This window comes from Candidatus Pantoea floridensis, from assembly GCF_900215435.1.
Taxonomy (GTDB): domain Bacteria; phylum Pseudomonadota; class Gammaproteobacteria; order Enterobacterales; family Enterobacteriaceae; genus Pantoea; species Pantoea floridensis.
On record NZ_OCMY01000001.1, the window covers coordinates 4351876 to 4377244 of the forward strand.

Sequence of the window (25369 nt, forward strand, 5' to 3'; positions counted from 1 at the left end):
TTTAAGTTAAATACTATCTTTATTTAACTTGAGGTTTATTCAATGCGATCATATCGGTTACTTGATGATTTTAAATTAGTGAAAGATTATGAGACTACTGAGGAAATCACAAAAAACATTGAGCTAAATAAATTCATGCTTGGGCTTATATTTTCCTCACTCAGTCTCCCCTATCAAATGAAATATATCGGTGTTCTTGAAGAGCTTGGAGGAGATTTTAAAGAAATGGCTGAATATCTTCGTAAATTCAAACAGGAAAAAGACGCCACTGAGACCGTTTTGAAAAACTAAATTGAATTATTGACAATCAATTTAGGCGGGGTCATTGCGGTAAAAGAATTTGCCGCCTTTTTAGCTGCTTTATTTTTTGCTTCTTTTTTACCCGCCTCACCTACTTTCGCTGAAACATAGGGAGCAAGCTTCGCTGCTGCATCTAGCGAGAGTTTAGGATCAGTGAACAAATGATCGTTCATGATTCGACGCATGATGACGAGGGGGTCTTCAATTTTCTCAGTTCTCACTAGCTCTGGCATCTGTTTTTCCTGAGCTTGTTCAACTACACCTTCCTCTTCAGGAGATTGAACAGTATCAGGGTTAACCTGAGTTTTTTTAAGACGTTCAATATAAGCAAGAACATCTTTATTCTTAGAAAGTTCATGGCCTTTATATTTTGCACTTGCCGCACTGTAACCAGCCTTAATAGCTGACTGAGTTTTGTTCTCACCACTCATCCAGATTTCGGCAAAATTCCTTTTTTTTGTGGTTAACATGCTTTTTCTCTCTTATTTTTTATTTGAAGCGTGCTTTTTTGCGAATAATTTTGCATGGAACAAGCAATCTTCAAAGATTTTACCGTTCTTACTTGTTGTTGATGCGCGACGAAAATATGAAACTGCTTCTCTTGCACCGATATTTACTGCTGTTTGGTCATATCCGAGGCGAGTTAATTCAGTGATGATGTTCTTTTCAATAAACTCAATTTTTGTCATGAACTTTATACAACCTCAAGATCGAAACCTGGGAGTTCAAGTTGTGAGATTTTTCCGACAACATCAATCGCACTGGCGATCATCCTTTTTTCTTTCTTTCTTTGCGTCATCAATCCGCTTCCCCTCTGGCCATGTTCCTCAAATGAAAAACGTTCAGCCTGAGTGACTCTGTCTTGCATCTGAGAAACGGTCATGTCTTTGAACTTTGAAAAGTCCATTAAATTGACATTAACACGCCCCTCAAGCTCGTCCATTCGGTCGAAAACCTTAGCTTGGGCGTCATAATCGTATGACATCGCCATTAAACAGGCTTCTCGACGCGGGAATTTGTAGATTTTACGTGTATTTACAGCTCCCTGGCCTGTTGTGAAAGGAACATCTGCTAAAAATTTAGCACATGTTCCTCCCAGTACCTTCGGGACTTTAGCCGTGAAATTACGGTGACTGAGTTTCGAAAATTTCTTGCAGGGGAAAGGCAATCCTTCAAGCTGAGCTTTACTGGCGCGAACATCATTGATGAAATCCACCAGCTCAAGACTTGTCATCGTGACAAGCTCTACAGCGGGAAGGAAAACTGTTTTTTGTGTCATATCACCCTCCTCTGTGTGACAGCCTCTTGAGAGGATTGATTAGTAAATGATCTACCGGCTATAGTGAACGGTAGATCACCCCATAAACCAAAAAAAAAATTTAAGTGACTGGGGGCGAGGTTTAAAAAAGCTTGCATTTCTATTTTTTTTCATACCCCCCCCAAAGAATCAAAGATAGAATTTTTTTATTTCGGTGAGAAATAACTGCAAACTCAATTCAATATAAGCTCTTGATTATAAGACACATTTTCCCATATCAACCTTCAGTCACTATTCTTCATCATTCTTTGATTTAGCAAGATTTTGTAATTCATCGAACTTGTCTTTCCCAATTACAACTACTGACTTATTGTTTTTCAGTGGGACTAAGAAAGGATTTTTGAGCGCTTCTTCCATTGCATCCCCAGCATTACTTGCAATAGCCAGGATTGATCGTTGTTGCATTTCCATTTTTAAACCTCGGTTGTAGAATTAAAAGATAAGTAAAAAACAAGTGAACTATGATTCACTCCATGTTGTTACTACCATCTGAACACCACCTAAAGCCTTCGCTTTCATATAGGTAACAACGGGTGGGCGAATCTCTAAAACTGTTCCCATTAGAGTATGCCAGGCTGAGCTATCAGCTGAATCAGCGTATAACATCTGACCGCTGATAATTGAAATATGAGCACCGTTGGAGCCATCTGTTATCTGAATAGCGTCCTGAGTTAGGTTAACCAAATCAGACATAAATCCTCTTATCAGTTAATTACTGAATGTGATTTGAGTGATATAACGTGTCGCCCATGCTTGAGAGGCCAGAGGTAAAGTCGCTATATCACTAACGAACGGAACTGTTGAGCGTGTTCCATCCGAGAAGTGAAGGACGATGTTCTTAGCACCACCTGGATTCTTTACAGTCACAGAAGAGGCTAAACGGGTATTTTGCTCGTTTCTGTCATTGAAAATTGGAGATGTCGGGAAAGTACCTATCTCAAGCTGCGGCGCTTCTGATTGCATATTAGTATCAGTAAGCCGCCGAAAGACTGAAGCAACAAAACTCCCGACTGGAACACCTGGACAATGCTGATAAAGATAGCTCGTAGCACCTTCACGCTGAGTATAAAAGCGAAGTGTTGATTCAATCGTATTTTCAAATGTTAAAATGTTTCGTTGCCAGGTGGAATCAGTCCCTGGATTCACATCTGGAGAGAAGAAAAATCGAGCCTCGGATTCGTTATATACATTAATAAAAATTTTAGGTGTTTCAGTGTTTATGATATTGAACTGACTTGTCTCAATAGCACCATAGGTAATAGTTGAACCTTGAGAATACATCCATGTTGCTGAATTTCCAGGCGGCGCAATATCAAGCGCCACAGTATCAGGAGCATAATTTATAGTTTGCCCCTCAGGTTCGTGCCGTCCAATTGCAACACTATCTTGATATTCAAGAGGCCATTCATTCTCATTCGATGTTGCAAGAGCTGAGAATGAGTCAACATAAGTGTGTGATGGGCCTGAATAACTAACCCTCGAATCGAGCGTTTCGGCTGTCAAGTCTATGGGTGATAAATCAGGAACATTAGACAGATACTTTATCCGTGTAATGTATCGTTCACCCCAATTAAAAGTAGCGAATGGAAGGGAAACTGAATCAGCACCGTTGAAAGGAGAGACCTCAAGAGATAAATCATCATAAACAATAACAATACTTTGCGAATCACCAACCTGAGCAATGGATACTGATGATTCTGTGCGAATTCCCTGATTAGCGTCCTCAGTGATTATCGGAGATGTTGCGTAAGGATAATTGCTGTTCTCAATCATCCCACATCCAGCGGGGAAAGTGACTTCATCTCCAGCTTTTGCAAACCAGGAAAAAACATAATCACCGATATTCAGTGCCGAAGACGGTTCAATAAATACAAATGTGTTCCCTGAAGCATCATTAATGTTGCGACCAATCCAAATCCGAACAACACTGTTTGCTGTTGGTGTTACAGGAAAAACAAGTCTATTCCATTCAGTAGACAGGGTGTAAGGTGTTCCAGGAATCAGATCAACGCCTCCAATATCTTGTGAAATCAGATAAAACGCTGAAGCAACTGGAATGAGGCACATCGCACCACCATCAGGGGCGCTTGTTTCACCGACTATCAAATCAAAATCAGCACTGGCCTTTACATTATTCGAAAGCGCAATTGCACGGCAATTCGGAAGATAGTTAGTCGTTTGAGGTTCCGGGAAGCTGCGACCTATTGCAACCCCATTCTGATATTCAACTGGCCATTCGTTTATGTTTGAGGTTTGCAGAATCCCGTTTTGATTCCAAAACAAATGTGGTGGACCTGAATAAACAACGCGGGAATCAAGACGGCTTAACAGTAAATCGATATCAGAAAGATCGGGTTGAGGCTGAATTACTATGGCTTTGCCGTCTTCTCCTGACACCTCACATGTGCTCGGAGGAATATAGCCTGAATTAACTGATGGGCCACCGAGCAATGATGATTGAGGACTTGTAATCATCGCAAACCCTTACTTGTCAGAATTGACTCAAATGATGAATGATTGATCATTCATCAGTTCAGCAAATTCAACGTTTAAAGTCAGACTTTGTTTTTTTCTTATGGCATCCATCGGGACCACAACAAAGTATTTGGGTATTTTCTAAAATGTCCTCTCCGCCAAGATAAAGCGGTGTTATATGGTCCAGCTCGAAACCATGAGGATATTCTGTCAATTTGCCGCAAATCGCGCATCGAGGATCGGCTTTCCACATCTTAAGACGCCGTTGTTGAAGCGTGACGCCGGTTATCCTCTTATCAGCAACTTTGAGCGTTTTGAGGCGATGAGGATTGAGGTTTGAAAGACGTGGTTTCAACGTGCTCAGTCTGGCCATGTTCCCTCATTTCTGTATAGTCGCCACGCTTTACGGCGTTCCAGGCGCTTAGCCTTATCAGGATGTTTTTCAACAATGTCACTATCAGCGTGATCAACTAGTGAAAAGACAGGGTAAATCACCCTTCCCTTATAGTTTGCACTGATTGCATAATCCGCGCCCAGGCGCTCATCCCAACCTTCCAGAATTCGCGGCAGGAAATGGCGAGGAATCGAATAGCAGACACCATGAAGCAATTTTCCGAACATAACATAATCAAGCTGATGTTTATCAGCATCAATTAAGCGCAGCGCGATTTCTATCTGTCGTTGTGGGGGTCTGCCAGTACCGAGATAAAAACTCAGAATATTGTCAGGAAATCGGTCGAGCCATGAACTCACCAGGCCATCAAAGCCTTCAACAATTAAAGCGTCATCCTCAAGGACAATCACTCGTTCTTTCTGAGTCGAGGCCCATTCGAGCGCCCGACGATGGTTCCAGTTACTGCCGTTCTTGCCTGGGTCAATGAATAACGTTGCATCGAGCCGTTCTGAAAGCCGTTTTGCGAGCACTTCACGAGAATGATGGCCCACTACACAAAATTTCACTTGTGCTGCCAAAACGCGTATTCCTTTCCTGTGCCATTCGTCTTAAAGACTGTATGAACAAGTGGACCTGTTATCAGTCGATCCCTGTGACGATATCCGACTATGCCGAAAGCGATCATGTCACCCATCGCAAAGGGCTTTTTGCGTTTATCCCAAAAATTCTCAGATTCGACTTTGGAATAAATTCGAAGAATTGAATGAGCGAACATCATTACATCCTCTCTCGAACCGCCTAATAAACCTGCATTAAGCATGACATCATCCTGATGAATGGAAATGAATTCCTGATAAATCCGTTCGGGATGATGAGTTTTTGCCCAGTCATCAGCATAAGTTTTCGGTTCTGAACCGACGTAGATTTTCCCTGGGATCATTTTGGTCCAGGGTTCATGGAGCATGACTACGTCCGTCCCATCCGTGACCCAAACATTCTCAATGTCTGGATGGTCTCTGAGATATTCCCAAACCCGCAACCATCGCAAAAAATAGACATTGATATTCGATTCAGGGACGCGATGAAGGCTGGCCTCCTTTGGAGCGGATTTGAGCTGGTCAGCGAGAACAATGGGTGTGGCTCCCTGAATTGAACTAGACCATGCGTCCAGTAATACAGGGTTAGGCTCCAAACGTTTATTCCGCTGCGGGTCAGGATTTGCGGTGAAAAACGTGGTCAAAACAACGTTTGAACCTTCAGAGAGCGGTACAAAATCGCAATACTCGGTCTTCATACGAAGGTTGTATATACCAACATTCTTTCTGACTTGTTGCTCTCGCTCTGCGCGGTTAACGGAGCGCTTAACATTCAGATGTTCATCCAGCGAGTAAATCAGACGATTTGACCCGACAACATCAGCAAAGGCCCAGCTGGTTAAGCCTGAATGATAAATGCGAAGCGCTAAGTCAGCATGTTCATACATTCCACGCTCATAAATCGGGTCAAAACCACCAACCTGTTTGATCGCTGAAACATGGTAATACAACATCACACCACGCTGTCCGGTGTATGCAATGTGTTGCTTGTCGCTGAATAAAACAGCAATATCCCGAATCTTGATATTTATGGCAAGATCCAAAAACTGATAGGAAAGGTGCGGTTCTGGCGAACGAATATATGGCTGTTCCCATGATGGTGAAATCGGCCATGCGTCATCATCAAACAGGAACAGCTCTTCACAACCTGCATCTATTAGCGCTTTCAGACTCGCATTCTTAGCGGCAACAATCCCGCGTGAATGAGGAAACCTGACAAGATGAACTCCTTCAGGTACGGTCGCCGGCACTGCTGAACCATCATCTATCACGACAATTTTCGCGCCAGCCGGAAGAAAGTTTAGATGATTTTCTAACGCTTTGATTAACGTGTCTGGCCGATTATGAGTCGTTATAGCGATACCGATTTTAGAATCAACGCGTTTTGTTGGTGAATATTGAACACCATTAATGACAACATCCATTTTTAATCCTGAGCAAGGGTTAATGAGGTTTAGTCATAAAATGTAAAAGTGCAAGTAAAGCCGCTAATTCCTGCTCACCTTCATCTGTATCAACACATTCCGTTTCATCAGTCGGGTCATCAGGCAAGAAATGCAGGTTGAGGATAAACTGACCGTCATCGGGTGCAAAATCATTCATGACAGCTTTTAAGCGGTCAAATAGTTCTTCATGTTCAGGTGACAAAGGTTTGTTAGTGTCGAGAGTTTCAAACATAACCATTTCACGTTCATCGCAATCAGAACGAAGAATTGATTTGATTCCGACCTTTCCAACTGAACGTTTTGGGTTGCCTTTGACCATGATCCGTGATGGCAGCGGAATAGGAAATTCTGTATAGCCATTTACGCCAGCATTGATAATCTCGCCTTTAGAGTCATATTCTGACCAGTGAAGAGGCGTATTCAGCTTAGTGTTACCGTTTTCTAAATGATGAATAACCAGGTCGTATTTTAACGTGTCAGACATTAACTTTTATCTCTACTTAGGTTGAAGTCTTTAGGAATATCAGAGCGCTTAAACGACTTCAAGAATCGAGATACACATTCGCACACATTGACACGACTTAAAGAGAGGAAACACTAAGATTTATACTCCCGTCAATACCTAAGGATTTGAAATGGTGAGAATATTAACGCCACATCCTGGAGAGGAAATTAAGCGTCTTCTCAACATCCTGAATGTTTCACAGAACAGGTTAGCTTTCGATATCGGTGAATCCCCTGTGTTGATTCACAGATTGTTGAAACGCAAATCTGCATTAACGCCTGTTCTTGCTATCAAAATTGCAAAGGCAATCAGTTCAACGCCTGAAGCATTACTAGAAATGCAGGCCAGGCATGATATTTCCAGAGCAAGACGCACTGAAACAGCTGAGAACGTCCCGATATACCCTTTGCCAGAACGGTTCCAGGATAGCTCAGAATGACAGGTAACAATTCGTAAAATAGCTAAAGTAACTTCGATTCATTGAGAGGAGTTACTTTTTATGGCTGAAAAACTTCATCCCCATCCTGGACTGATTCTCAAATGCAGATTGAGAGATCGTCATATATCTGTTTTGGATTTTGGTACTATTATAAAATATTGCGATTCAACAATTATTGAAGTCATTGAGATGAAACGCGCTATCCCTTTTGATTTATGTGAGCGTTTAGCCTGGTATTTTAAAGACGATGCAAGTTTTTGGCTTAAGTTACAAATCAATTATGACCTAAGTATTGTGGCGTTTGAGACAAGTTATCCCAGCCGCCACAAAACAGACTTAATGACTATACCGTTACCTGATCGTTTCGGCTGAATCTTTTTTTTCTGTTGATTCTTTTGTGTAAATCATATCAACAAAGCACAAAGCAGAAATGACACTCAACTTTGCCTTCTCAGGGTTTCCGGTCTCCAGGAAACCCTTCGCTTTTAAAAGTTCATCACGCACCATGACGAGCTTTTTTTTATGACTTAAATTCATGGCCTACCCTCACAAATAAAGCGCATCACTAATCCGATCAAGAAGGTTCTGAACAGTCGGTGTGATTTCGTCTCCAGCCATCGCAATAAGTTGCGCATAATCGAGAACTTTTTCACATCGTTCAAAATCATTAATGATTGTATTCAGATTTTCAAGAATGTTCTTTGAAGTCCGAAAGTAATCATTTTTTAGCTTGTCTTCGAGTGACAGCGAAATGATGTCGTTAATCATTTTGCTGTTTTGTAAGATAGGTTCTTCAGCACGAATCTTTTTGATCAGCTGAATCTGTCGCAACGTCGGACGTGATTCAGCAAAGGCGATCAAATAAATCGTGTCGATAAGGACAATACCATAAAGCAAATCTTTATCTTCAACAGAAAGCGTTTCCTCAGTTTGTTGCATCACGTCTCCTTAGGTAGTCATTTAATTACTTATGGATTAGGATACAAACGATACTTCGCAAAACTGAAAAAAATGCTTAGTCTGTGCGATTTGTCAGATAATAATCGATATCAAGATTCAACGTCTCAGCAAGCTCCATTCCTAAAACCTCCTCAGCGTCAGTCATTTCGCTGTCTCGTTCTACCATAGACAGATAAAGCATGAGCAATAAATGGCCACACTCTGGACGTGCGGACAAAGGCTCAAGTGAGATAAAGATCTGATCTATCGTGCCATGAAAATCGCGTTCGAATTCAGCTTTAATCCTTTGCGCCAATTTGCGAGACATAAATCGTGCATCATCGCAAAGGGACAGCTCTTCGAATTCGTTATTAAGAGTCTCTTTAAGCTGTTCATCAAACTCGCCATTTGCGAAGACAGCCAGATACATCACCTTAATCCGTGCGATCAGCTCGTTCACGGTTATCTCAGTGGACATAAATCACCTTATGACTGTCGGTCTTTCATCATGATGTAAAGCGCAACAAGGAGGACGACATCAGAGAAAACTGATCCAATTTGTCCGAGCAAGTGAAAGACGAGGAAAAAAGCGATAAATCCGGTAAAATAGAGATTCTTCGGATACTGATTCATTCCAGATGGTTCTCCAGACGCAACCCTAAGATAAGCGCAATCTGTTCGAGAACTTTGAGTTCTGATTTCTCGATCTCACCATCAGCACCGGCTATGGCCACAGCGACATCCAGCACATCTTCAGCCTCGCGCTGATCCCCTTTCACATCTTCGATTTCACGTAATGCAGCACGACGACCAATTTTGAAATCTGTCTCAAGAAGATTAATGATTTTCCCTGAAATTTCAGCAAGCTCGCTTGTGAAATTATACAGGACTGGATTCGTTTTCAGAACCTGGTCGATTTTGGCACGTTCAAGGGGGTCACAACTTCCGTCAGCATAAGCCACCAGCCAGGCCGCATTAACAACAGCCTGAGCAAGATCGCGTTTATCGAATTTGTTGATGTCACTGGTTACGCGACGAGCGCGTTTTTTTAAAAAATTAAACATGTCATTCCTTTTGAGGGTGAGCCAGTGCCCAGGAGAACACCCACAGAGAGAGACAGGCGAACCCACCTGACTCACCCTTGAAAGGCTCTCTGATTTAGAATCGCTTGGGCAAAGCGAGGTAAAAAAAAAGCCTGAACATTATGTTCAGGCTCGTAAATAAAAACGCAGAGGGATGATGTCACAAAATGATTAAAAGAAGCTGCCTGTCTAATACTGCCAAAGCCTTCTGAATAGTGTCAATTTTAGTTGTGTGGTTTAAATTGAAAATGCGTGAGATTTCCTGTCGGGATAATCCGAGCCGGTTTGCGAGTTCTGTGTTTGAAATCCCATGCTCAAGGACTGCGTTGAGCAAAAGCAATTTGGCCACCACGCTTGAGGCTATCTCAATGAAATCCGCCCCGGATTCGTTGGGTAACGGGATCATCTGGCGTTGGTTGAAGAACGTTTCAAATGAGGCAATCACCGCATCATGACACGCTTGAATCGCAGATTCACGCGTTTCGCCATGACCTTCAGCCTCTGGAATGAGAGGACAGAAAGCGAGAAAGCCACAAGAACAAGGCATGACATCGACAGGGTATCGCATTTTACATCACCGACGCTGTTATGAAGGCGGCATTGTAAACATAATTGCTCCCCGCAACCAACCGAACTGAGTGAAAAAAAGACCCAGCCTTGCGGCCGGGTTAAGCTTGCAAATGTCGCTCATGAGGGTATTTCATTGTTATTGTTAAATTGCAAAATTGAATTCGTCACTATAGAGATTCATCGCCTGACAAATTTCACTCAAAGTGTCCATTTTTTCGGGAGGAATTTCACTATTGCTCTTTACAACATTTAACGTCATGTTCATGATTTCAACGGATTCATCATGACCTAGTTTCAATTCACGAATATCGTCAAGAATTGCATCGTGACCATCTTGAAAGTTTATTTCTAATCGCTCACGACATTCATCGAGCGCAACAAGCGAAAAATCAATATCATTTTGAAGACGTTCACACTCATGAATCTGGATGTATATTTCTTCAAGCTCGCTTTCTGTTGGTTCACCATTGGTAAAAGAAATCAGTGACATACTTGCAATTGAAGCAAAGGCGAACTCTTGATTTTTAGTCAGTTCCATAAGGATTTCTCACACTAAAATTATTATAAAAACGATGGGGTGTGAGCTAATTCTAACGAGGACGGAAGAACTAGATACTTGCATTTTTGCAATTAACAGATGATTAAAAAAGAACCGGATTGAAATTTAATCAATTTTCCAGTTAATGCGAATAATAAGAAATAGCTCAATTTAATACGTTTTCGGAAGGAGCAAACGTAAACTCTTTGTCGCCGACTGCTGTCATCGGCGTCTAAAGATGGATTCCAATTTGCTTTACTTAGGGCGGTCAGGACTGATCGCCCTCTTTTTGACCGCGTCTCCCCAACCTCCCGTTATGAACCACAATAGCTGATAGTGAACGCAGAACACCTGGAATCAACCATCAGGATTCACAAAGGAAGGCCGGGAGTATGAGAGAGCCACAGACACAAAGGAGGTTGAATCAGAAAGCATCTGGCGGTTTTTTGACTCTCTGCGCTCAGCTTATGCAGTTTTATTCAATCATTCAAGTTGACGAAAGTAATTTTCGCACTCTTTAATAACTTTTTTGATGAGAAACTTTTTTTAAGGCGTTATTAGCTCGATTTTCTTCACTAAAACACACCTGAATCAACTCCTCAAAGATTGGTTTTATGTGACGTGAAAACGTGGGCTGTGAAAGCTCAGGAATGATGGCCTTAAGCGCTTTAAACAATGCGCTGGCTTTCACACGTTTAAAACCGAGGCCATTACACCGACTGCATTTTTTCATCACTCTCTGGCCAGTTGCGGCGATCTGCTCGACGTCCCGGATGAATCCACGACCGTTACAGCTCTTACAACGATGTTCAGGTGATGCAGCGGAACGGGTGTAATCCTCATAAGCGAAAAGTGAAATCAGGTAGATCATTCTGGCTCGTTGCCGCCCTGAAAGGTCAAGTGTCATCCGCACTTTCATGAGACGAGAACGAGTCATTTTCATCAGAAACGTGACTGCCCTATTCTTATCGTTCTGACTGATACCCATCTTCCCAAAAAAAGCAGACATGCCAAATCCGGCTTCAGCCTGAGCAAATCCTAGCGCAGCCATTACCTCAGGAGTTCTGAGTGTGTTTTCGTCAGTTGAAGGTGACACGGGTGAAATTGGTGAGGATTTTGGAAAATGGAAACGAACTGTTTTTTCAAGATTCATCTTAGTTCCTTTCTTGCCCTGAGCTTTAGAAGATGATCCGCACGGCGGGTAAATATATCGATAATCCGAATCAGATAAGAAATCGAATGATGGTGAAATTGATTGTCACATTCGAGTCTGATGACAATTGATAAACCAAAGCGGGAGATCAGCCCTTTTCGTAAATTTTGAATGTTGCCTGAAAGTGTTCTGTTGCAGTGCCAGCAACACGTAACACAGTTAAACGTATTGAACCTTAGCTGTGCAGCTCTCGCACGAGAACGAAAATGGCTGGCATCTACGAACTCACCAGATTTATTAGGGTCATTGTCGTTGAGTTGTATACCGCAAGCATGGCAGGGCAACCCTGCATCACGAATACGAATATATCTGTTAAAGGCGTTTTGGGCCTCGCGATTATAATCGCCCCACTCTTTTTGTTTGGGATGAATTTGTGAGCGTAGTCTTTTTCTTTCCTGGCGGTGCTGATAACGCTCTTCCTGTCGTCGATTCCATTCGAGAGCGCATTTGTAATTTCCGCAAACGTGTTGAGTCGAAAGCCAGGGAACAAAAAGGGAATTACAAACTGGACAGTTTTTTTCTTTTGGTTTCGCCATTATAAAACTCTCTGTTAGAAGGTTTACAATCGACGCTGAGGAAAAGCCAGTTTTTAAACTGGCTTAAGTTGAACGGATTATTGCCAGAACGAATTGATATAGGATTTATTTGAGCGCGGGATGTATTGCGAAACAGGTAAAAAGGCACTGACAACATAAAATCGTGGGTCTGCTGTCAATGTTTTTTCAGCTGAAACGCCACGCATTTTATAATCCCTGATCAATGAATTGGCCTCAATTTCATTCATCGGGTAATGCTGAAACCATGACTTTTTCATTTTACAACCTCGTTTTCCTTAGCAATTGATCGAAATGATAAACGACTGAATTGTCGCGACAGGATTCAGTGACAGGTCTTTTTTTACTTTTCTTTTCATCCTTTTTTTTGGGTGAATATGGCTTTCGTGGTCGGTATGAACAGCCAAAATCGGGAAACATAGATGTCAGCCGATATTCAGTCGTGTCCTTTAGCCCCCTACGTCTTCGAAGCTTGTGTTGTTTGAACATCTGAAAGATGACATCTTTTACCAAAAAAAACGGAATCGCATTCCGGCAATTAGTATAAATATCATCTATTGTCCCTTTCTCGAATTGATTGAGAAATTTGGTGATTATTTCCTCAACCTCCTTTGCCATTAACTGATTTTCGTGATCCATGATACCCCTTTATCTTTATCAGCGTTTCACCAGCCTCATGAAGAGCAAGATTGACATCATTTAATCTGAACTGAGCGGTTTTGACTCTGGCGCGCGTATTGACCTCTTCACGCTGTAAGTTTTGAAGGTTCTCTCGAGATTTTTTGATTTCCGACCTCAGCCTCCTCAATTCCCAATCCAATTTGGTTTCTTTTTTGGCAAGCGAAAGGAGGTAATCAAAACTGTCCATAGCCTGCCCACAGAGACGACAGCGAATTGACCGGTTAAATTCATCAACGAGGATATTTGTATGAGGGCAGAACCTGGACTCATTAGGCTTATCAGCCTCAACAAAATTTTTCATTTCATTGATGTCATGATTCACGTCATATCGCTGAACAAAACTTACAATCTTTTCATCACCTCCAGACATCGTCATTCCTCTTGTTTTCGTGATAACTCAAAAAATTCTGAGGTCGCTGGAACTTTGAGAAAGCACCCAATATCAAGTGACCAGCTCTGAACTTGCGTCATGAAATGATGCATTTCAGAAGCTCTAAGCTTAGAGGTCATTCGTAACGATTCCCTCTCAATCTGAGCGCCTGTTTTGACATCGGTATAAGTATTTGTCTCAAATCCAAGAAATGTGAATTTCATAGCATCTTTGCACCATTCCGGTGAGCATTGTGAGCGACCACGTTTGATTAAGAAATCACTCAGCTCTTTCATCCAGAGGTGAAATAAAGCATTTTGTGATAATGTTCGCCGTTCTGACCACGGTTCAAGTCTAAGACGAAAGGATCGCCCTCTTCGCAGATCTTCAGAAATGGATTCAGAAACAGTAATAAAATTTTGGCTAGTTAAACGGATCCCCTGAGGCGGGATATTCATTACCCCTCCTTACAGCAATCATTTTTAAAATGTATGCGCTGTTGCGCTATTTCAAAATAATCTTTGTCGATTTCGATTCCGACAAAGTTAAAGTTATTGATGACAGCTGCCTTCCCAGTTGAACCACTTCCCATAAAAGGATCGAGAATTGTCCCGTTCTCAGGTGTGACCAACTTACAAAGCCATGACATCAAATCTGTTGGTTTCACAGTAGGATGAAAATTCAGGCCACCTGATTTTCGACCGGCTCCGGCGCGAGGACTCTCAAGACCTGCTGAATTCTCTTTCCTGCCAGTCATTTCAGCATTAGATACATAAGCGGATGTGACACCTTCATTCCTGTCTGATTTGCTAGCTTTTGGGCAGTAGAAGTATCGTGAGGCACTTCCTGAATCATCGTATTCGCAGCTTTGATGATTATTCATTAACCAAGTTGTACCCTGTACAACTTTGTCACGACCTTCAGCAGATCGTTTGTTACTGGACTTTGTTTGTGGAAACAGGCTGAGCACATCATAGCTTCCATCATGACATAGATTTGCAGGCCATCGCCCGCTCACGTTATCATTCGTTGGTTCAACGCGACAGGCATTGATGTTTATCGCGCCTGTATCATGCTTCAGGACATTATCAACAAGATTACCTGTGAAAGGTTTTCTTGCCATACAAATCGGTTCATGAGCTGGTTTCAGACCCGTTCCCCATCCATCCCATTTGATAGCCTCATCAGTGGCTGGTAATGACAGATCCCAAGAGCCAGCATAATCACCAAAAGCAAGTTTTCCATCACTGGATTTTGTCACCCCAAAATTATATTCCTGACCGATAACTTTTCTTTGCGCTCCAGCCAATTTATCAATAGATTTGCTGACATCAAGAGACTTAGGGAACCCACTGCCATAGATCCACATAATCTGATCACGAATGTCAAAACCAGCAAGCCTGATAGCGGTAACGCCTAAGTCATAGGTTCTGCTACCAAAAAAAGACAGCAGATGTCCACCAGGTTTAAGCACTCTCAGACATTCTTTCCAGATAACGGGACCAGGTACAAAACTATCCCACGCTTTACCCATGAAACCATTACCACGATGAAAATAATCATCTCCTTCTAACCACCGCTTTAGCACTTCAAACATATCTGGAGTTTTACTAAGCCCATAGGGAGGATCCGTCACAATACTGTCAATGGAATCAGAATCGATAGTTTTCAGAATATCGAGACAATCCCCATTAAGCAGGTTCAATTTCATTAGAGGTCACTTTGTTGGAAGGTACAGAGGGAATAGAGGGGAAATGAATCCCCCTTTTCGTTAGTGACTGGCTTTTAACATTGCTCTGATTTTAGCGATGTGTTGTTTTGCAACCTCTGGCGAGGAAGCAATAACATTTTTTTGTACCTGAGGAACAGGCTCGGGAATGGAAAAACCGTTATCAATTTTTTTCGTGAGCTTTTTTATTTCATGCTCACAAACTTTGTGCGCTTCGTTAACAGTCAGATGACCAGATGACATTTTTGAACTAACCGCTGTTACAAGCCAATATTCAGCATTAGATTTCCAGGGATATTCCTCAGGTTTGGCAAATTGAAATCGACGTCCTCTGAATGTCATCACCAAATCATATAAATCTGATGCCGATGGAAGGCCATAAAGATTTGCTGATTCAGATTTACACCATGAGATAAATTCACCAGGAGAAGGAAGGAACGGTTTTTCATGTTTCCTGGCCATTCTCATTCCGGCTTCAATCTGGTCAGAATGATAGATTTCATTTTCAGCGATAGCTTTAACCCACTGACGGCGCAATTCATCTAACATTTCCTGATCTTTGATCATCGACATCATCGCGGGAAATGTTGCCCTGAGCTGTTTGAATAAATCGTTGAAAACCTCAATGGCCTTTTTCGGGATCTGTTCAGATTTTTTATAAGGTTTAGATTGTGCAATTAATGAAAGTTGCAGCGCATCACGATTCTTTATGGCTTGCGCGATTTGCTTCATAATGTGAGTCCTTCAGCCCAGTCAGAATTATCAAAATCAAGTTCGTTTTGAACTCTGGTGGTTGATGTTTTTTGTTTCGCTTGCTGACTTTTAGGAAATATATTCTCCCAATGCCGACGAAGCTTATAAGGACTTAACACATTCGTTTGCCAGAATCCATCACAATTCGCCCATTTGAAAGTTTCGGCGATACTCCTATGCGTGCAATTTTTTGATTCCCTCAGAAGTCGAATGTCATTTGACCATGAAGCCCAGCTGGGTTCTTTTGCTGAACCGTCAATAACACTGACAAGCGAAAATATCCATTGGGCAAGACGTAGATCCTCCGATGTTCCCCAAAATTTGCCAGAGGGCGAACTAACAGCCCTTTCAGCCAGAATGGTAGATCGGGATCCTTTCCTGGATCCAATGTTTTTTGTCCGAGACGAAGAGATCTTTTTTAGATCAGTATTAGTATCAGTATTGTTCTGTGAACTGTCAGGTGTACCGTGTGGTGTACCTTTAGGAGTACCGTTGGGTGTACCGAAGGCATTATCACTAATTACCCATAACCCCGCATCAATACTGCATTTTTCGGATGTTGGAGGTGTACCGCCGGGTGGACCGTCATGTATACCCGGACGTGTGCCGGTGGGTGTACCTTCCTTTTCAGATAAAGTGATCGTCTGATAATCACAGTAGTTGATAATAAAAACGACTAAAGCTGATGGATGACTGTTCAATTGGATCATATTTTCGCGTTCAAAGAACTTTAGGATCCGTAAAACTTGCCGTTTGTTGATCGGTTTCTTATTCGAATCAAGGATGTGAGATCCGATGATTCTGCAAGTCGTCACCAATTCACCAGGATTCAGGGTCCAGGCCACACCTCGAAACTCGACAGTTCTTTGACGAAATGCGGCCTCAGAAAGCAATCTGACCCAAACGGCAAGCTTGAATGGATCGTGAGACCATTCACTTAAGAAAAGGCTTCGAAACAGCGAGAAATGTCCCTGTTTCTGATTTATCACTTTGTTCCCTTGTGGTTTGGTTATGTCAGAAAAATCATAGAGTGTGAAACGTGGCTTCATGACACGTCTCCCACAAGTTGATTTGAGAAAATAACCTTATGATTTGTACTGCTTAAAATTGCGCGTTTTATGAGACTTTTGATGGTACAATTCCGGCGTGAAGAATCAGGATTCATAATGTTCACCTCTGATATTCAGCTAAAAGGTTCGCCTCCGCATGGTGAACCTTTTTTTATGTGGATTCAGATGATCAGTGTGTAAAGAGAAACAGAAGGTTTTCGGCAGATAGCCTTCTGATTTTCTTGAAGATTTAAAGAAAGTGTGATCGATGTTTTTGCTGTTTAGTTTGTCTCTTTGCGATCAGAACCCTCAGGATATGACCGCATCTCTTTTATCAACAATTCAGCGACCTCCTTCGCCAGTCTTCTCAAATCATCATCCTCAACCCCGTACCCAATAAAGGCGAGAAACCGCGCAAACTTTGGGATGTGCGTTTTCTTCCAACGAGAAATCTGAGAGCGGTCGATCCCTATAGCTTTCGCGATTGTCTCTGTTCCATGAACGTTTATGGCGTTTACGAGAGTAGATTCAATCTTTAAAGCCGTGTGAATCTGTGTATCTCTCATTGGGTAATCTCCTAGTTCTTGTCATTGGTATGTGTGCGAATACAGAAAGCGGTCCCTTGTGATAAGAAAACTACTCAGGTTTTACTTTTGTTACAAAAGATTCACAGAAGGACGCTTATGTAATAGACATCGCCTCCGATAACGATAGGAACCACCATCCTGTATTCACTTTTTTTGCGCTAGAATGCGCGAAATCTGAGCGAATACGAAAGTAATCGCTTTTCAAATGATGCTGATTGTTAAAGAGCATTGAACTGTTTCACTAAGGTCGAGGAAACAGTTCGGGTAAATCAGGGCGGATCTGGTGGGGCTGAAAGTGACCATTTGTCGCACGAGAAACCGCGTTGACATGTTCAGGTGAAATCGCGTTGTAACCGTGTAACCACTTCCAGACAGCCCCTTGCGTGACACCGCAAGCAACCGCCAGTTTCTTTTGGCTGCCATACTGCTTGATAGCAAACCGAATGATGTCATTCACTGGTTTTAAATACCTCAGTATTCGTTGAAATGCAAATGATAACTCTCCAGGTCGTTGTTTTTCAACATCTGGAAATAAAGAGGTGAAACTGATATGTCACTTGCTGACCGCTTAAGGGCCATGTTGATTGAGAGAGGACTCTCACAAGGGGAATTGGCGCGTCGAGTTGGAGTTACGCAGGGAACAGTTTACAAAATTGTTTCAGGCCATGCTAAATCAAGTAAACGAATTGTTGAGATTGCTCAATCGCTTGGAGTCCGTGCAGAATGGTTACTTACGGGTAATGGTGAGCAATATCTTGATGATGGCGTGCCATCAAATTCATACCCGTCAGGACAAGCGAACAGGAAAATTTCGGAAGGCTCTTCAGTCGTTATTCGTGAGAAAGACAATCAGTTAGTTATCCCTCTTCTCCCTGATATTGAAAGCGCTTTTTCATCACTGCCCTTTCCTTTTACTGAGTATTCAGGCCCAACAATGGAGATAAATCTCGAAGACTTGAAAGGCTCTCTCGCTGACGCGTCCCAGGCTGATTTGATTGCTTTTGTCGTTAAAGGTGACAGCATGGATCCGGTGTTACCGGAGGGTTCAAAAGTTATCGTTAATGTTAATGACCACAAGGTTATTGATGGTAAGATTTATGTTCTTGATCAAAGTGACTGGAAACGCATTCGGACTCTTTATCGCTCTGGTCCGGCTGAACTGACCATGAAAACCTTCAATGCTGCTTCATATCCTGAAGAAAAAATAGCCATGAACGACCTTACTATCTTAGGGCGTATAATTTTCGCGCAACGTACCTTATAACCTTCAAACTCAATATGTTAAGCCTGAAATCTCTATTTCAGGCTTTTTTTTTGTGCATTTTTTAACTAATCCATTTCGCGACTTCCGTCACATTCTGAAACCTCGATAACGACTTGAGTAGTTGACCTATCCAATCCCTTAGGATTTAATTAAAGCGTTGAACGGCGCAACTTCATTCGTCGGTCGCCCGGCGGGTTCAGGAGGAATGGCAAGGGTGCGAACTGTGTATTCATCCAGGCATTCTCTTGAAAAGAGCATGGCTGAATGAATACTTAGGTCTGAATGCATAAAAAAATCACACAGATTATGATTCTTTTTTTCCTTGAATGGTGTTTCCTACTCACTCTTCCTTAACAAACTTAACTCAAATTTTTCACCCGTTTTGTGAGAATTTTGTTAGGGGTGCTAATACCTCCCGAGTCTGCTGGAAGATGGATTAACGAAGCCCTTCCCTAACGAAGGAATCCTTTGAACGTTTCGTTATAACGAATCACTTGGTTATAAACTGGAGTTATGATGCCTGCCTTAAATCTGCCTAATAAACTTTGGAGACCCCTTGCTGAGGTTAAAAATTTTGTAGAGAAAATGAGTGATGGTGTTCGTCTTCCCCAAATGAGTCAGAAGGTCAAAAGTTTTGCATCACTCAGCCGTAAAGATAAAGATATTCTGATCCGTTATCTGAACGAACGTGATTGTATCAATGTCATTCAGGCCAGACCGTTAAACGGTGGAAATCTTACCACCTTTTTTTTTCATCAAAAATTTGGGCTACCCACTTCTATTCCCGGTTTTGATTGGGACGGCAAAGCGCCGAAAATAACCATGCCAGTTGAGGAGAATGTTTTGCCCATCCCCGAGTTCGACGACAAAGCGGTTGTTGATGACGTAGATGACTCTGTTGATGAACCTGAAAAAAATTATCTCAATGCATCCTCTGTCTCTTCGATTCAGGACATCATAGAGCCTCAAGCAACAAAACCTGAAAAATTACCGATTAAAAACTCAACCTCGGGGAATGTAAAAGATGACTCAAATGATCTTCGAAAACGTGCGCTTGAAATGTTGATGGCTGCTGATAGACAGGACCAATCCAGAGTTTCAAAGGTTTTGTCTGAAGACATTAAGCCCAAAATCGACGAATTTATTATTCGGCTGAATACTGCGAACGATGCCGTACAAAGTACGCTTGATACTCTTTATGATCAGATGGGGGAAGTTGATAAAATATCGATGGAGTTTAAGAAATTTTGCGCATCACTCTAAAAAACTATAAGGCCCAGTTGGGCCTTTTCTTTTTCAGGAGAAAAGATGATTATGTTGACTCTCATTCAGTTCTCTTATTCCCAATGTCATCACTATTTTCTTAAGCAGTTTCATAAGTTAATAGCGTTGCTGAAAGAGAAAGGAGATCCGAGTGTTTATTAATAGTGCTGGTGGCCCCGCCAGAATGGAAACAGAGAGCCTTAGCGACTTCGAGTTTATTTCTCTTATGCTCGAATGGCTTCATGCCGAAGGTCTTTCATGCAATTCTCACTCAATGATAACCGCACCATTAACGCAATCATTACCCGACTTACCAATGAAGACCTCGACATTATCCGAAAAGAGGTTGAACGGCTCCATTCCTTAAAATCCTTCAACCCTTTATTTTCTGCAATCGCAGATTACAACCCCTCTGAATTTACACCTCAGGCTCATGACTGGCTTGATATGAGTGACGTTGATTTTCAGATAATGGTCTCTGAATTTTTTTGGGATGCGCTCACCTTTCGCGTCACTCGCGAATATGCGATTGGGATTTTTCTTGATAGAGACGCCAGGGAGGAATGATGGAACCTGGCGTTTATTTTTCTATCAGTAATGAGGACTACCATCGCGGCGCCGGTATCAGTAAATCACAGCTCGATGATGTTGCGATCAGTATGGCCGTTTATCAGTGGCGAAAAGATGCGCCAGAAGACGATGAAAAAAAAGAACCTCTGATCATGGGAACGGCTCTTCATTGTGCGTTGCTTGAACCTGATCAGTTTTCATCGCGCTTTGTCTGTTCGCCTGAATTTAACCGTCGAACCAATGACGGCAAGAAAGAGGAACAACATTTTCTTGCTGATATGCGAAACCAGGGAAAGTCTGTTCTTAGTCAGGAGAACTGGCGCAAACTCTCGCTAATGCGCGATTCAACCTTTGCGCATCCCTCAGCAAAATGGTTACTGAATCAGGATGGCCATTGTGAGGCGTCAATGTACTGGAACGATAACGACACAGGCGTTTTGTGTCGCTGCCGACCTGATAAGTTCTTAAATTCGATGCCGGTCATCATTGATGTGAAGAAGGTGAGCGAGATTACCCGTTTTCCACGACACATCGCTGAGTTTCGTTATCACGTTCAGGACGCCTTTTATCGTGAGGGGTTTAAACAGAATTACGGTGAAACACCTATGTTCGTTTTCATCGTGGTAAGTGAATCGATTGAGTGTGGTCGCTATCCGGTCAGGGTCTATTCACTGACACCCTACGACGTCGAGGTCGGAACTCACCTCTTTCGTTCTGACCTGACGCGCTTTGCTAAGGCAATCGAGACAAATGATTTTGGCGGTATAGAGGAAATTTCTCGTCCCGAATGGGATAAACGGAGTGATTTTTTATGAATGATGTTGTTGTTCACGATCCATCGAATACGCGATCAGCCATTTTTTCGCCGACGACACTTGAGAAACTTCAGGCTTTCGCTGAGCAAATGGCGTTAAGCCGTGTTTCGATTCCTAATCATCTTGTCGGAAAGCCTGCTGATTGTCTTGCTGTGGCGCTTCAGGCGGTTCAGTGGAACATGAACCCGTATTCAGTGGCGCAAAAGACGAGCGTAGTAAATGGTCAGCTCTGTTTTGAGGCTCAGCTCGTTAACGCAATCGTTACCAGCTCTCACGCTGTGAGTTCACGATTCAAATATAAGTACGAAGGTCCGTGGGAAAAATATCGACCTGGCGATCGCAGCGCTAGCGCGGAAAAAGGACTATGCGTCAGTGTTGGAGCTGTTTTGGCAGGTGAGAGCGAAATCACCTGGGGTGAACCTCTCTATCTTGAGTTCATCAAGGTCCGAAACTCACCGCTCTGGATTACAGCTCCCAAACAACAGATCGCTTACCTTGCTGTTAAGTATTGGGCGCGCCTCTTTGCGCCTGATGTCATCCTGGGCGTGTATACGCCTGATGAAATTGGACCAAAAATCGAACGTGATGTTACGCCTGTTGAGGTTCCAAAAACAGCCTCTGATCTCAATGCTGTCATCAATCAAACGCCTGTCGTTGAAACGAAGTGGATCGATAAAGAGACGCGCACACCTGGTGAGCTGGTGGACTCTTTCTGTGACGCCGCACCTCGTGCGAAGACAGTTAAGGATCTAAATCAGTTTTACTCTTACTGCTCTCAGCACATCGAAAATGAACCTAATTTGATGATTATTGCAACAGATGTTTATCAAACCTGCCTCGCCAATTTTACAAGCGACAATACTTCGAAGTCTTAAAATCACCATCTGAAAATTTCCTGAAAAAAGGCTTAGATCGGTAATTTTTTTCCGTTTTTTTTAGCGAACATGTTGTTCTTTTTATCAAGTAGAGCTTTTTGAGGGTAAAAAATGAACAAGCTTCTCAATCGTTTCTCATGGGACGATCTGAAGATCATTCAGGCAATTGGAGAATACGGGAACCTCTCTCGCGCCTCAGCTTTTCTGGATATAAACAACTCTACTTTGTTTCGTCGTCTTGGGGCGCTTGAGGAGTTGTTAGGCTTGCCATTGTTCTTGCGGACCCGAACTCAGTATGTACCAACTCATGCCGGAAATGAGTTGATTCAGTTAGCGCAAAGCATGAAAGATCAGTTGAAATGCGTACTAACGAATGTCACTGAGGAGGTGCGTGGTTATGTTGGTGAAATCCGCATAGCGACAAACGACGCACTTCTTCAGGATTATCTTACTCCGCTCATTGCAACATTCTCTCTCGAAAACCCGCAAATCAGTTTCTTTGTGAGCGTGGGAAACGAGGAGGTGAACCTGGAAACAGGCGGCGCTGACATTGCGTTTCGAGCTACAAACCAGGTTCCTGATCATCTTTCCGGTCGAAAAGTTGGGATCGCAAAATGGGCGATTTATGGCAATAAATCAGAATGGGAAGGCTCAACCCTCAGCGTTGACCAACTCAAGGTAAATCGCTGGCTGGGTTTCACACCCTCTCTTTCTCGTCTCCGGGCGCACAAGTGGATTGAAGCTAATGTAGACAAAGAGAGGATTGTTTATCGGGGCGATTCAGTTCTGAGTATTGCAAGTGCGATTCATAATCGTATGGGGATCGGTCTGATGCCTGTAATGCATTCTCGCCATTATGATGACCTCGTTCGCCTGAGTCCGGTCTTTCCAGATATTGAGGAAGAACTTTGGTTTCTCGCTCACCCGGAGGTAAGGAAATCCGCAAAGATCAGGGAATTCATTAATCACTGTGCGGAATATATCGCTAAGCATGAAGACGAAATATTTCAGGATGGTTCCGCATAGATTGACACGTTTTCTAAGCCGCCTGTCGTATCTTGAAACTTCAGGCGGGTTCTAAAGAAATCTTTCAATTCTGCAATTATGCCGCATCTTACAGGCGATTTTTGAAAGTATCTCTTTTACCCCCCCCTCTTTAGAATCCGTTTGTTGATGTTCTCCATAATAATAAAACTGGAAGTGTCGTGAATTTACGCCTGAACGCATCCGTTCAGGCTTTTTTTTGCTTCTAATTTCCCTAAACCATACGGATATGTCAATTATTATCATTTCATGTGAATTTGGTTTTATTTTGTACAAGACTCGCCTCCTTACCTGTTAAATAACAATGTGTTCATCTGAGCGAAAACTATCTTTATTTTTCAAAGTTGTTTTTGCAAAAGTGAAAGTACATTTATGAATAAAATTAGTTATAGTTCTTCCCGTCAACAAGATGACCTCCAAATAAGATTCTTGTAGACCTAATTTTATAACCACTAATAGTAAGGAAGTCACATGACTGATATTAAAGCTGTTGCCGTTGAGCCTAAGAACCTTCTGAACCCGCATAACCACGCTTTAGTTCTGCTGGATCATCAGTCTCAGATGGCTTTTAACGTAAAGTCAATCGACATCGGTTCTTTACGTTCTAACACTGCAATTCTTGCAGAAACCGGCAAGGCGTTTAATGTTCCAACCATTATTTCTACAATCAGCCGTAGTGATTTCGCGGGTCCGGTTTTCCCTGAGGTCTCTAAAGTGTTCCCGAACACGAAGAGCTATATCAACCGCACCACTTCTGACGCGATTGAAGATCAGAATTTTGTCGATGCGATTAACGCAACCGGCAAACAGCGTATCGTTATCGCTGGTCTGTGGACCTCTGTTTGCCTGAACGGTCCGGTTCAAGGGCTGCTTGAGCAAGGTTTTGAAGTCTATGTAGTTGCTGACGCCTCAGGCGATATGTCTCATGAGGCTCACGTTATGGCGATGCATCGTATGATCCAGTCTGGCGCTGTGCCGATCACTTCAACTGCCTACCTGCTGGAACTTCAGCGTGACTGGGAACGTAAAGAGACCTATCCGGCAACTATGGAAATATCACAGGCTCATTCAGGCGCGTTCGGTATTGGTATTCAGTACGCTTACGATATGGTTCACGGTAATCGCGGCATCGAATAAGCCCGATACCTTAGCAACGTTTTGTTTTCCCCACCAGGGAAGGAAATAAAACAAAAGGTAGTCTCATCCTCTATTATTTTGTTTTCCCCCGCTTCGGCGGGGTTTTTCTCGTTCTGAAACCCGGATAACACTCTTTCTTTCATGCGCCCGTCTCTGACGTTCTGGCGCTTTTTGTCATGGAGTTAGATTGATGAAGGCTTATATTACTTTGCGCGAGTGGAATGAACGTCAACCAAAACCGCGTTCAATTGAACAGGTCAGGCGCTGGGTTCGTTCCGGCAAACTGTACCCTCCCCCTTATCTTGATGGAAGAGAGTATTTGATTCAGGAAACGGCGGTTAAAATAAATCCGAGCAAACCGAAACAATTTGCTTCAGAAAATAACAAGCTGATACTAAGAGATCGCATCAGGAAGGATCGCAGATAACACAGTTTAAACAATAGCTCTAATCGGTTTTTTCTCATTCAAAATCGCTCAGTCTGATAAATTATTTTCTTGACAGATGGGATGATTCATTCTTTTGTAAAAGAGAAAACTGTTATGGAAGAAGGATATTACAAGTTAACAATGGTTGCATTAAATGGAACCACCATTTCAATAAGAGTATTGGTCCGTGACGGTCAACTTTTAGGACAAGCTCTGTCTTACAACGTTTATGGCTCAATTCATCATGATTCTGTGTTACTCGGCGTGTCACGACTGGGTTCAAATAAACGCTCTCCATTCTTAGGAGATTTTCAATCATTCCGCTTCACAGGAAAAATTGAAACTGCTCCCTTCGGTTATGCCATTAATCTTGATGAAGATTGTGAGTTACCTGTAAATATCTCCTTTACCGATTATTCAGAACTGAAGGAATGATA

General features: G+C 42.5%; 38 protein-coding genes. 12 read left to right on the top strand and 26 right to left on the bottom strand.

Translation table 11 applies throughout. The features are described 5' to 3' along the window. Window positions 1–42: 42 nt before the first annotated feature. Entirely contained in the window at window positions 43–291 is a 249-nt protein-coding gene (locus CRO19_RS20335) for a hypothetical protein (RefSeq protein WP_097097476.1), read from the top strand. On the opposite strand, the gene CRO19_RS20340 is transcribed toward CRO19_RS20335, so the two are convergent. From CRO19_RS20340 to CRO19_RS20375, 10 genes are all read right to left on the bottom strand, one after another. Further along, complete coding sequence (locus CRO19_RS20340) at window positions 288–770, bottom strand: terminase small subunit (protein ID WP_097097477.1); 483 nt, start codon at window positions 768–770, stop codon at window positions 288–290. The genes CRO19_RS20335 and CRO19_RS20340 overlap by 4 nt on opposite strands. A 12-nt stretch (window positions 771–782) precedes the next feature. Then, on the bottom strand, window positions 783–989 hold the full coding sequence (locus CRO19_RS20345; RefSeq protein WP_097097478.1) for a hypothetical protein: 207 nt from the start codon (window positions 987–989) through the stop codon (window positions 783–785). Window positions 990–994: 5 nt separating this feature from the next. Continuing rightward, complete coding sequence (locus tag CRO19_RS20350) at window positions 995–1579, bottom strand: Rha family transcriptional regulator (RefSeq protein ID WP_097097479.1); 585 nt, start codon at window positions 1577–1579, stop codon at window positions 995–997. A 270-nt stretch (window positions 1580–1849) separates the two neighbouring features. Further along, on the bottom strand, window positions 1850–2029 hold the full coding sequence (locus CRO19_RS20355) for a hypothetical protein (RefSeq protein WP_097097480.1): 180 nt from the start codon (window positions 2027–2029) through the stop codon (window positions 1850–1852). Window positions 2030–2077: 48 nt separating this feature from the next. Continuing rightward, window positions 2078–2311, bottom strand: coding sequence for a hypothetical protein (locus CRO19_RS25920; RefSeq protein ID WP_141400257.1), 234 nt, complete (start codon window positions 2309–2311; stop codon window positions 2078–2080). 15 nt (window positions 2312–2326) lie between these two features. Beyond that, complete coding sequence (locus tag CRO19_RS25925) at window positions 2327–4093, bottom strand: hypothetical protein (protein WP_141400258.1); 1767 nt, start codon at window positions 4091–4093, stop codon at window positions 2327–2329. Window positions 4094–4160: 67 nt separating this feature from the next. Continuing rightward, window positions 4161–4466, bottom strand: a complete 306-nt coding sequence (locus CRO19_RS20360; protein ID WP_097097481.1) for an HNH endonuclease signature motif containing protein — start codon at window positions 4464–4466, stop codon at window positions 4161–4163. Continuing rightward, window positions 4454–5065: a hypothetical protein gene (locus CRO19_RS20365; protein ID WP_097097482.1), complete on the bottom strand. Its 612-nt coding sequence runs from the start codon at window positions 5063–5065 to the stop codon at window positions 4454–4456. Before CRO19_RS20365 ends, CRO19_RS20360 begins: the two co-directional genes overlap by 13 nt. Then, the gene (locus CRO19_RS20370) at window positions 5050–6507 is read right to left on the bottom strand and encodes a glycosyltransferase family 2 protein (RefSeq protein WP_097097483.1); all 1458 of its coding nucleotides are present in this window, start codon (window positions 6505–6507) and stop codon (window positions 5050–5052) included. The genes CRO19_RS20365 and CRO19_RS20370 overlap by 16 nt, the downstream gene beginning before the upstream one ends. A gap of 19 nt (window positions 6508–6526) precedes the next feature. Further along, complete coding sequence (locus CRO19_RS20375; protein WP_097097484.1) at window positions 6527–7012, bottom strand: hypothetical protein; 486 nt, start codon at window positions 7010–7012, stop codon at window positions 6527–6529. Window positions 7013–7163: 151 nt separating this feature from the next. On the opposite strand from CRO19_RS20375, the gene CRO19_RS20380 reads away from it, so the two are divergent. Then, a complete protein-coding gene (locus CRO19_RS20380; protein WP_097097485.1) occupies window positions 7164–7472 on the top strand; it encodes a HigA family addiction module antitoxin in 309 nt (102 codons plus the stop codon). Window positions 7473–7532: 60 nt separating this feature from the next. After that, complete coding sequence (locus CRO19_RS25930) at window positions 7533–7844, top strand: helix-turn-helix transcriptional regulator (protein ID WP_141400259.1); 312 nt, start codon at window positions 7533–7535, stop codon at window positions 7842–7844. On the opposite strand, the gene CRO19_RS20385 is transcribed toward CRO19_RS25930, so the two are convergent. The 16 genes from CRO19_RS20385 to CRO19_RS20460 all read right to left on the bottom strand — a co-directional run bounded on the left by CRO19_RS20385 (window position 7824) and on the right by CRO19_RS20460 (window position 17994). Next, on the bottom strand, window positions 7824–8009 hold the full coding sequence (locus CRO19_RS20385; protein ID WP_097097486.1) for a hypothetical protein: 186 nt from the start codon (window positions 8007–8009) through the stop codon (window positions 7824–7826). The two genes, CRO19_RS25930 and CRO19_RS20385, sit on opposite strands and share 21 nt — an antisense overlap. 9 nt (window positions 8010–8018) lie before the next feature. Then, window positions 8019–8411, bottom strand: coding sequence for a hypothetical protein (locus tag CRO19_RS20390; protein WP_097097487.1), 393 nt, complete (start codon window positions 8409–8411; stop codon window positions 8019–8021). Between the two features lie 76 nt (window positions 8412–8487). Then, entirely contained in the window at window positions 8488–8871 is a 384-nt protein-coding gene (locus CRO19_RS20395; protein ID WP_141400260.1) for a hypothetical protein, read from the bottom strand. Between the two features lie 169 nt (window positions 8872–9040). Then, window positions 9041–9475, bottom strand: a complete 435-nt coding sequence (locus tag CRO19_RS20400; RefSeq protein WP_097097489.1) for a tellurite resistance TerB family protein — start codon at window positions 9473–9475, stop codon at window positions 9041–9043. 178 nt (window positions 9476–9653) lie between these two features. Beyond that, the gene (locus CRO19_RS20405) at window positions 9654–10061 is read right to left on the bottom strand and encodes a helix-turn-helix domain-containing protein (RefSeq protein WP_097097490.1); all 408 of its coding nucleotides are present in this window, start codon (window positions 10059–10061) and stop codon (window positions 9654–9656) included. A 144-nt stretch (window positions 10062–10205) separates the two neighbouring features. Then, entirely contained in the window at window positions 10206–10601 is a 396-nt protein-coding gene (locus CRO19_RS20410; protein WP_097097491.1) for a tellurite resistance TerB family protein, read from the bottom strand. Between the two features lie 517 nt (window positions 10602–11118). Next, entirely contained in the window at window positions 11119–11754 is a 636-nt protein-coding gene (locus CRO19_RS20415; RefSeq protein WP_097097492.1) for an antitermination protein Q, read from the bottom strand. Next, window positions 11751–12350: a recombination protein NinG gene (locus tag CRO19_RS20420; RefSeq protein WP_097097493.1), complete on the bottom strand. Its 600-nt coding sequence runs from the start codon at window positions 12348–12350 to the stop codon at window positions 11751–11753. Before CRO19_RS20420 ends, CRO19_RS20415 begins: the two co-directional genes overlap by 4 nt. 77 nt (window positions 12351–12427) lie before the next feature. Next, window positions 12428–12628: a hypothetical protein gene (locus CRO19_RS20425; RefSeq protein WP_097097494.1), complete on the bottom strand. Its 201-nt coding sequence runs from the start codon at window positions 12626–12628 to the stop codon at window positions 12428–12430. Window positions 12629–12969: 341 nt separating this feature from the next. Next, on the bottom strand, window positions 12970–13419 hold the full coding sequence (locus CRO19_RS20435) for a hypothetical protein (protein WP_320204502.1): 450 nt from the start codon (window positions 13417–13419) through the stop codon (window positions 12970–12972). Window positions 13420–13421: 2 nt separating this feature from the next. After that, on the bottom strand, window positions 13422–13877 hold the full coding sequence (locus CRO19_RS20440; RefSeq protein WP_097097497.1) for a NinB/YbcN family protein: 456 nt from the start codon (window positions 13875–13877) through the stop codon (window positions 13422–13424). Then, window positions 13877–15130, bottom strand: a complete 1254-nt coding sequence (locus CRO19_RS20445) for a DNA-methyltransferase (RefSeq protein ID WP_097097498.1) — start codon at window positions 15128–15130, stop codon at window positions 13877–13879. Before CRO19_RS20445 ends, CRO19_RS20440 begins: the two co-directional genes overlap by 1 nt. A gap of 60 nt (window positions 15131–15190) precedes the next feature. Beyond that, window positions 15191–15880 (bottom strand): replication protein P, encoded by a 690-nt coding sequence (locus CRO19_RS20450; RefSeq protein WP_097097499.1) that lies wholly within the window; start codon window positions 15878–15880, stop codon window positions 15191–15193. Continuing rightward, on the bottom strand, window positions 15877–16950 hold the full coding sequence (locus CRO19_RS25935; RefSeq protein WP_141400261.1) for a phage replication protein O: 1074 nt from the start codon (window positions 16948–16950) through the stop codon (window positions 15877–15879). Before CRO19_RS25935 ends, CRO19_RS20450 begins: the two co-directional genes overlap by 4 nt. Window positions 16951–17231: 281 nt before the next feature. After that, the gene (locus CRO19_RS20455) at window positions 17232–17516 is read right to left on the bottom strand and encodes a CII family transcriptional regulator (protein ID WP_097097500.1); all 285 of its coding nucleotides are present in this window, start codon (window positions 17514–17516) and stop codon (window positions 17232–17234) included. Window positions 17517–17778: 262 nt separating this feature from the next. After that, the gene (locus CRO19_RS20460; RefSeq protein ID WP_097097501.1) at window positions 17779–17994 is read right to left on the bottom strand and encodes a transcriptional regulator; all 216 of its coding nucleotides are present in this window, start codon (window positions 17992–17994) and stop codon (window positions 17779–17781) included. Window positions 17995–18087: 93 nt separating this feature from the next. Between CRO19_RS20460 and CRO19_RS20465 the strand changes: the two genes are divergently transcribed. From CRO19_RS20465 to CRO19_RS25940, 9 genes are all read left to right on the top strand, one after another. Beyond that, entirely contained in the window at window positions 18088–18801 is a 714-nt protein-coding gene (locus CRO19_RS20465) for an XRE family transcriptional regulator (protein WP_097097502.1), read from the top strand. A gap of 513 nt (window positions 18802–19314) precedes the next feature. Further along, window positions 19315–20064, top strand: coding sequence for a hypothetical protein (locus tag CRO19_RS20470; protein ID WP_141400262.1), 750 nt, complete (start codon window positions 19315–19317; stop codon window positions 20062–20064). A gap of 258 nt (window positions 20065–20322) precedes the next feature. Further along, window positions 20323–20631, top strand: a complete 309-nt coding sequence (locus CRO19_RS20475; protein ID WP_097097504.1) for a hypothetical protein — start codon at window positions 20323–20325, stop codon at window positions 20629–20631. Next, window positions 20631–21449 carry a PD-(D/E)XK nuclease-like domain-containing protein gene (locus tag CRO19_RS20480; RefSeq protein ID WP_097097505.1) on the top strand — a complete coding sequence of 273 codons (819 nt, stop codon included), beginning with the start codon at window positions 20631–20633 and terminating at the stop codon, window positions 21447–21449. Before CRO19_RS20475 ends, CRO19_RS20480 begins: the two co-directional genes overlap by 1 nt. After that, a complete protein-coding gene (locus CRO19_RS20485) occupies window positions 21446–22324 on the top strand; it encodes a RecT family recombinase (protein WP_097097506.1) in 879 nt (292 codons plus the stop codon). Before CRO19_RS20480 ends, CRO19_RS20485 begins: the two co-directional genes overlap by 4 nt. Window positions 22325–22435: 111 nt before the next feature. After that, entirely contained in the window at window positions 22436–23350 is a 915-nt protein-coding gene (locus CRO19_RS20490; protein WP_097097507.1) for a LysR family transcriptional regulator, read from the top strand. 489 nt (window positions 23351–23839) lie between these two features. After that, complete coding sequence (locus CRO19_RS20495; protein WP_097097508.1) at window positions 23840–24505, top strand: hydrolase; 666 nt, start codon at window positions 23840–23842, stop codon at window positions 24503–24505. A 190-nt stretch (window positions 24506–24695) separates the two neighbouring features. Further along, on the top strand, window positions 24696–24932 hold the full coding sequence (locus CRO19_RS20500; protein ID WP_097097509.1) for an excisionase: 237 nt from the start codon (window positions 24696–24698) through the stop codon (window positions 24930–24932). Window positions 24933–25046: 114 nt separating this feature from the next. Then, window positions 25047–25367 (top strand): hypothetical protein, encoded by a 321-nt coding sequence (locus CRO19_RS25940; RefSeq protein WP_141400263.1) that lies wholly within the window; start codon window positions 25047–25049, stop codon window positions 25365–25367. Window positions 25368–25369: the final 2 nt, after the last annotated feature.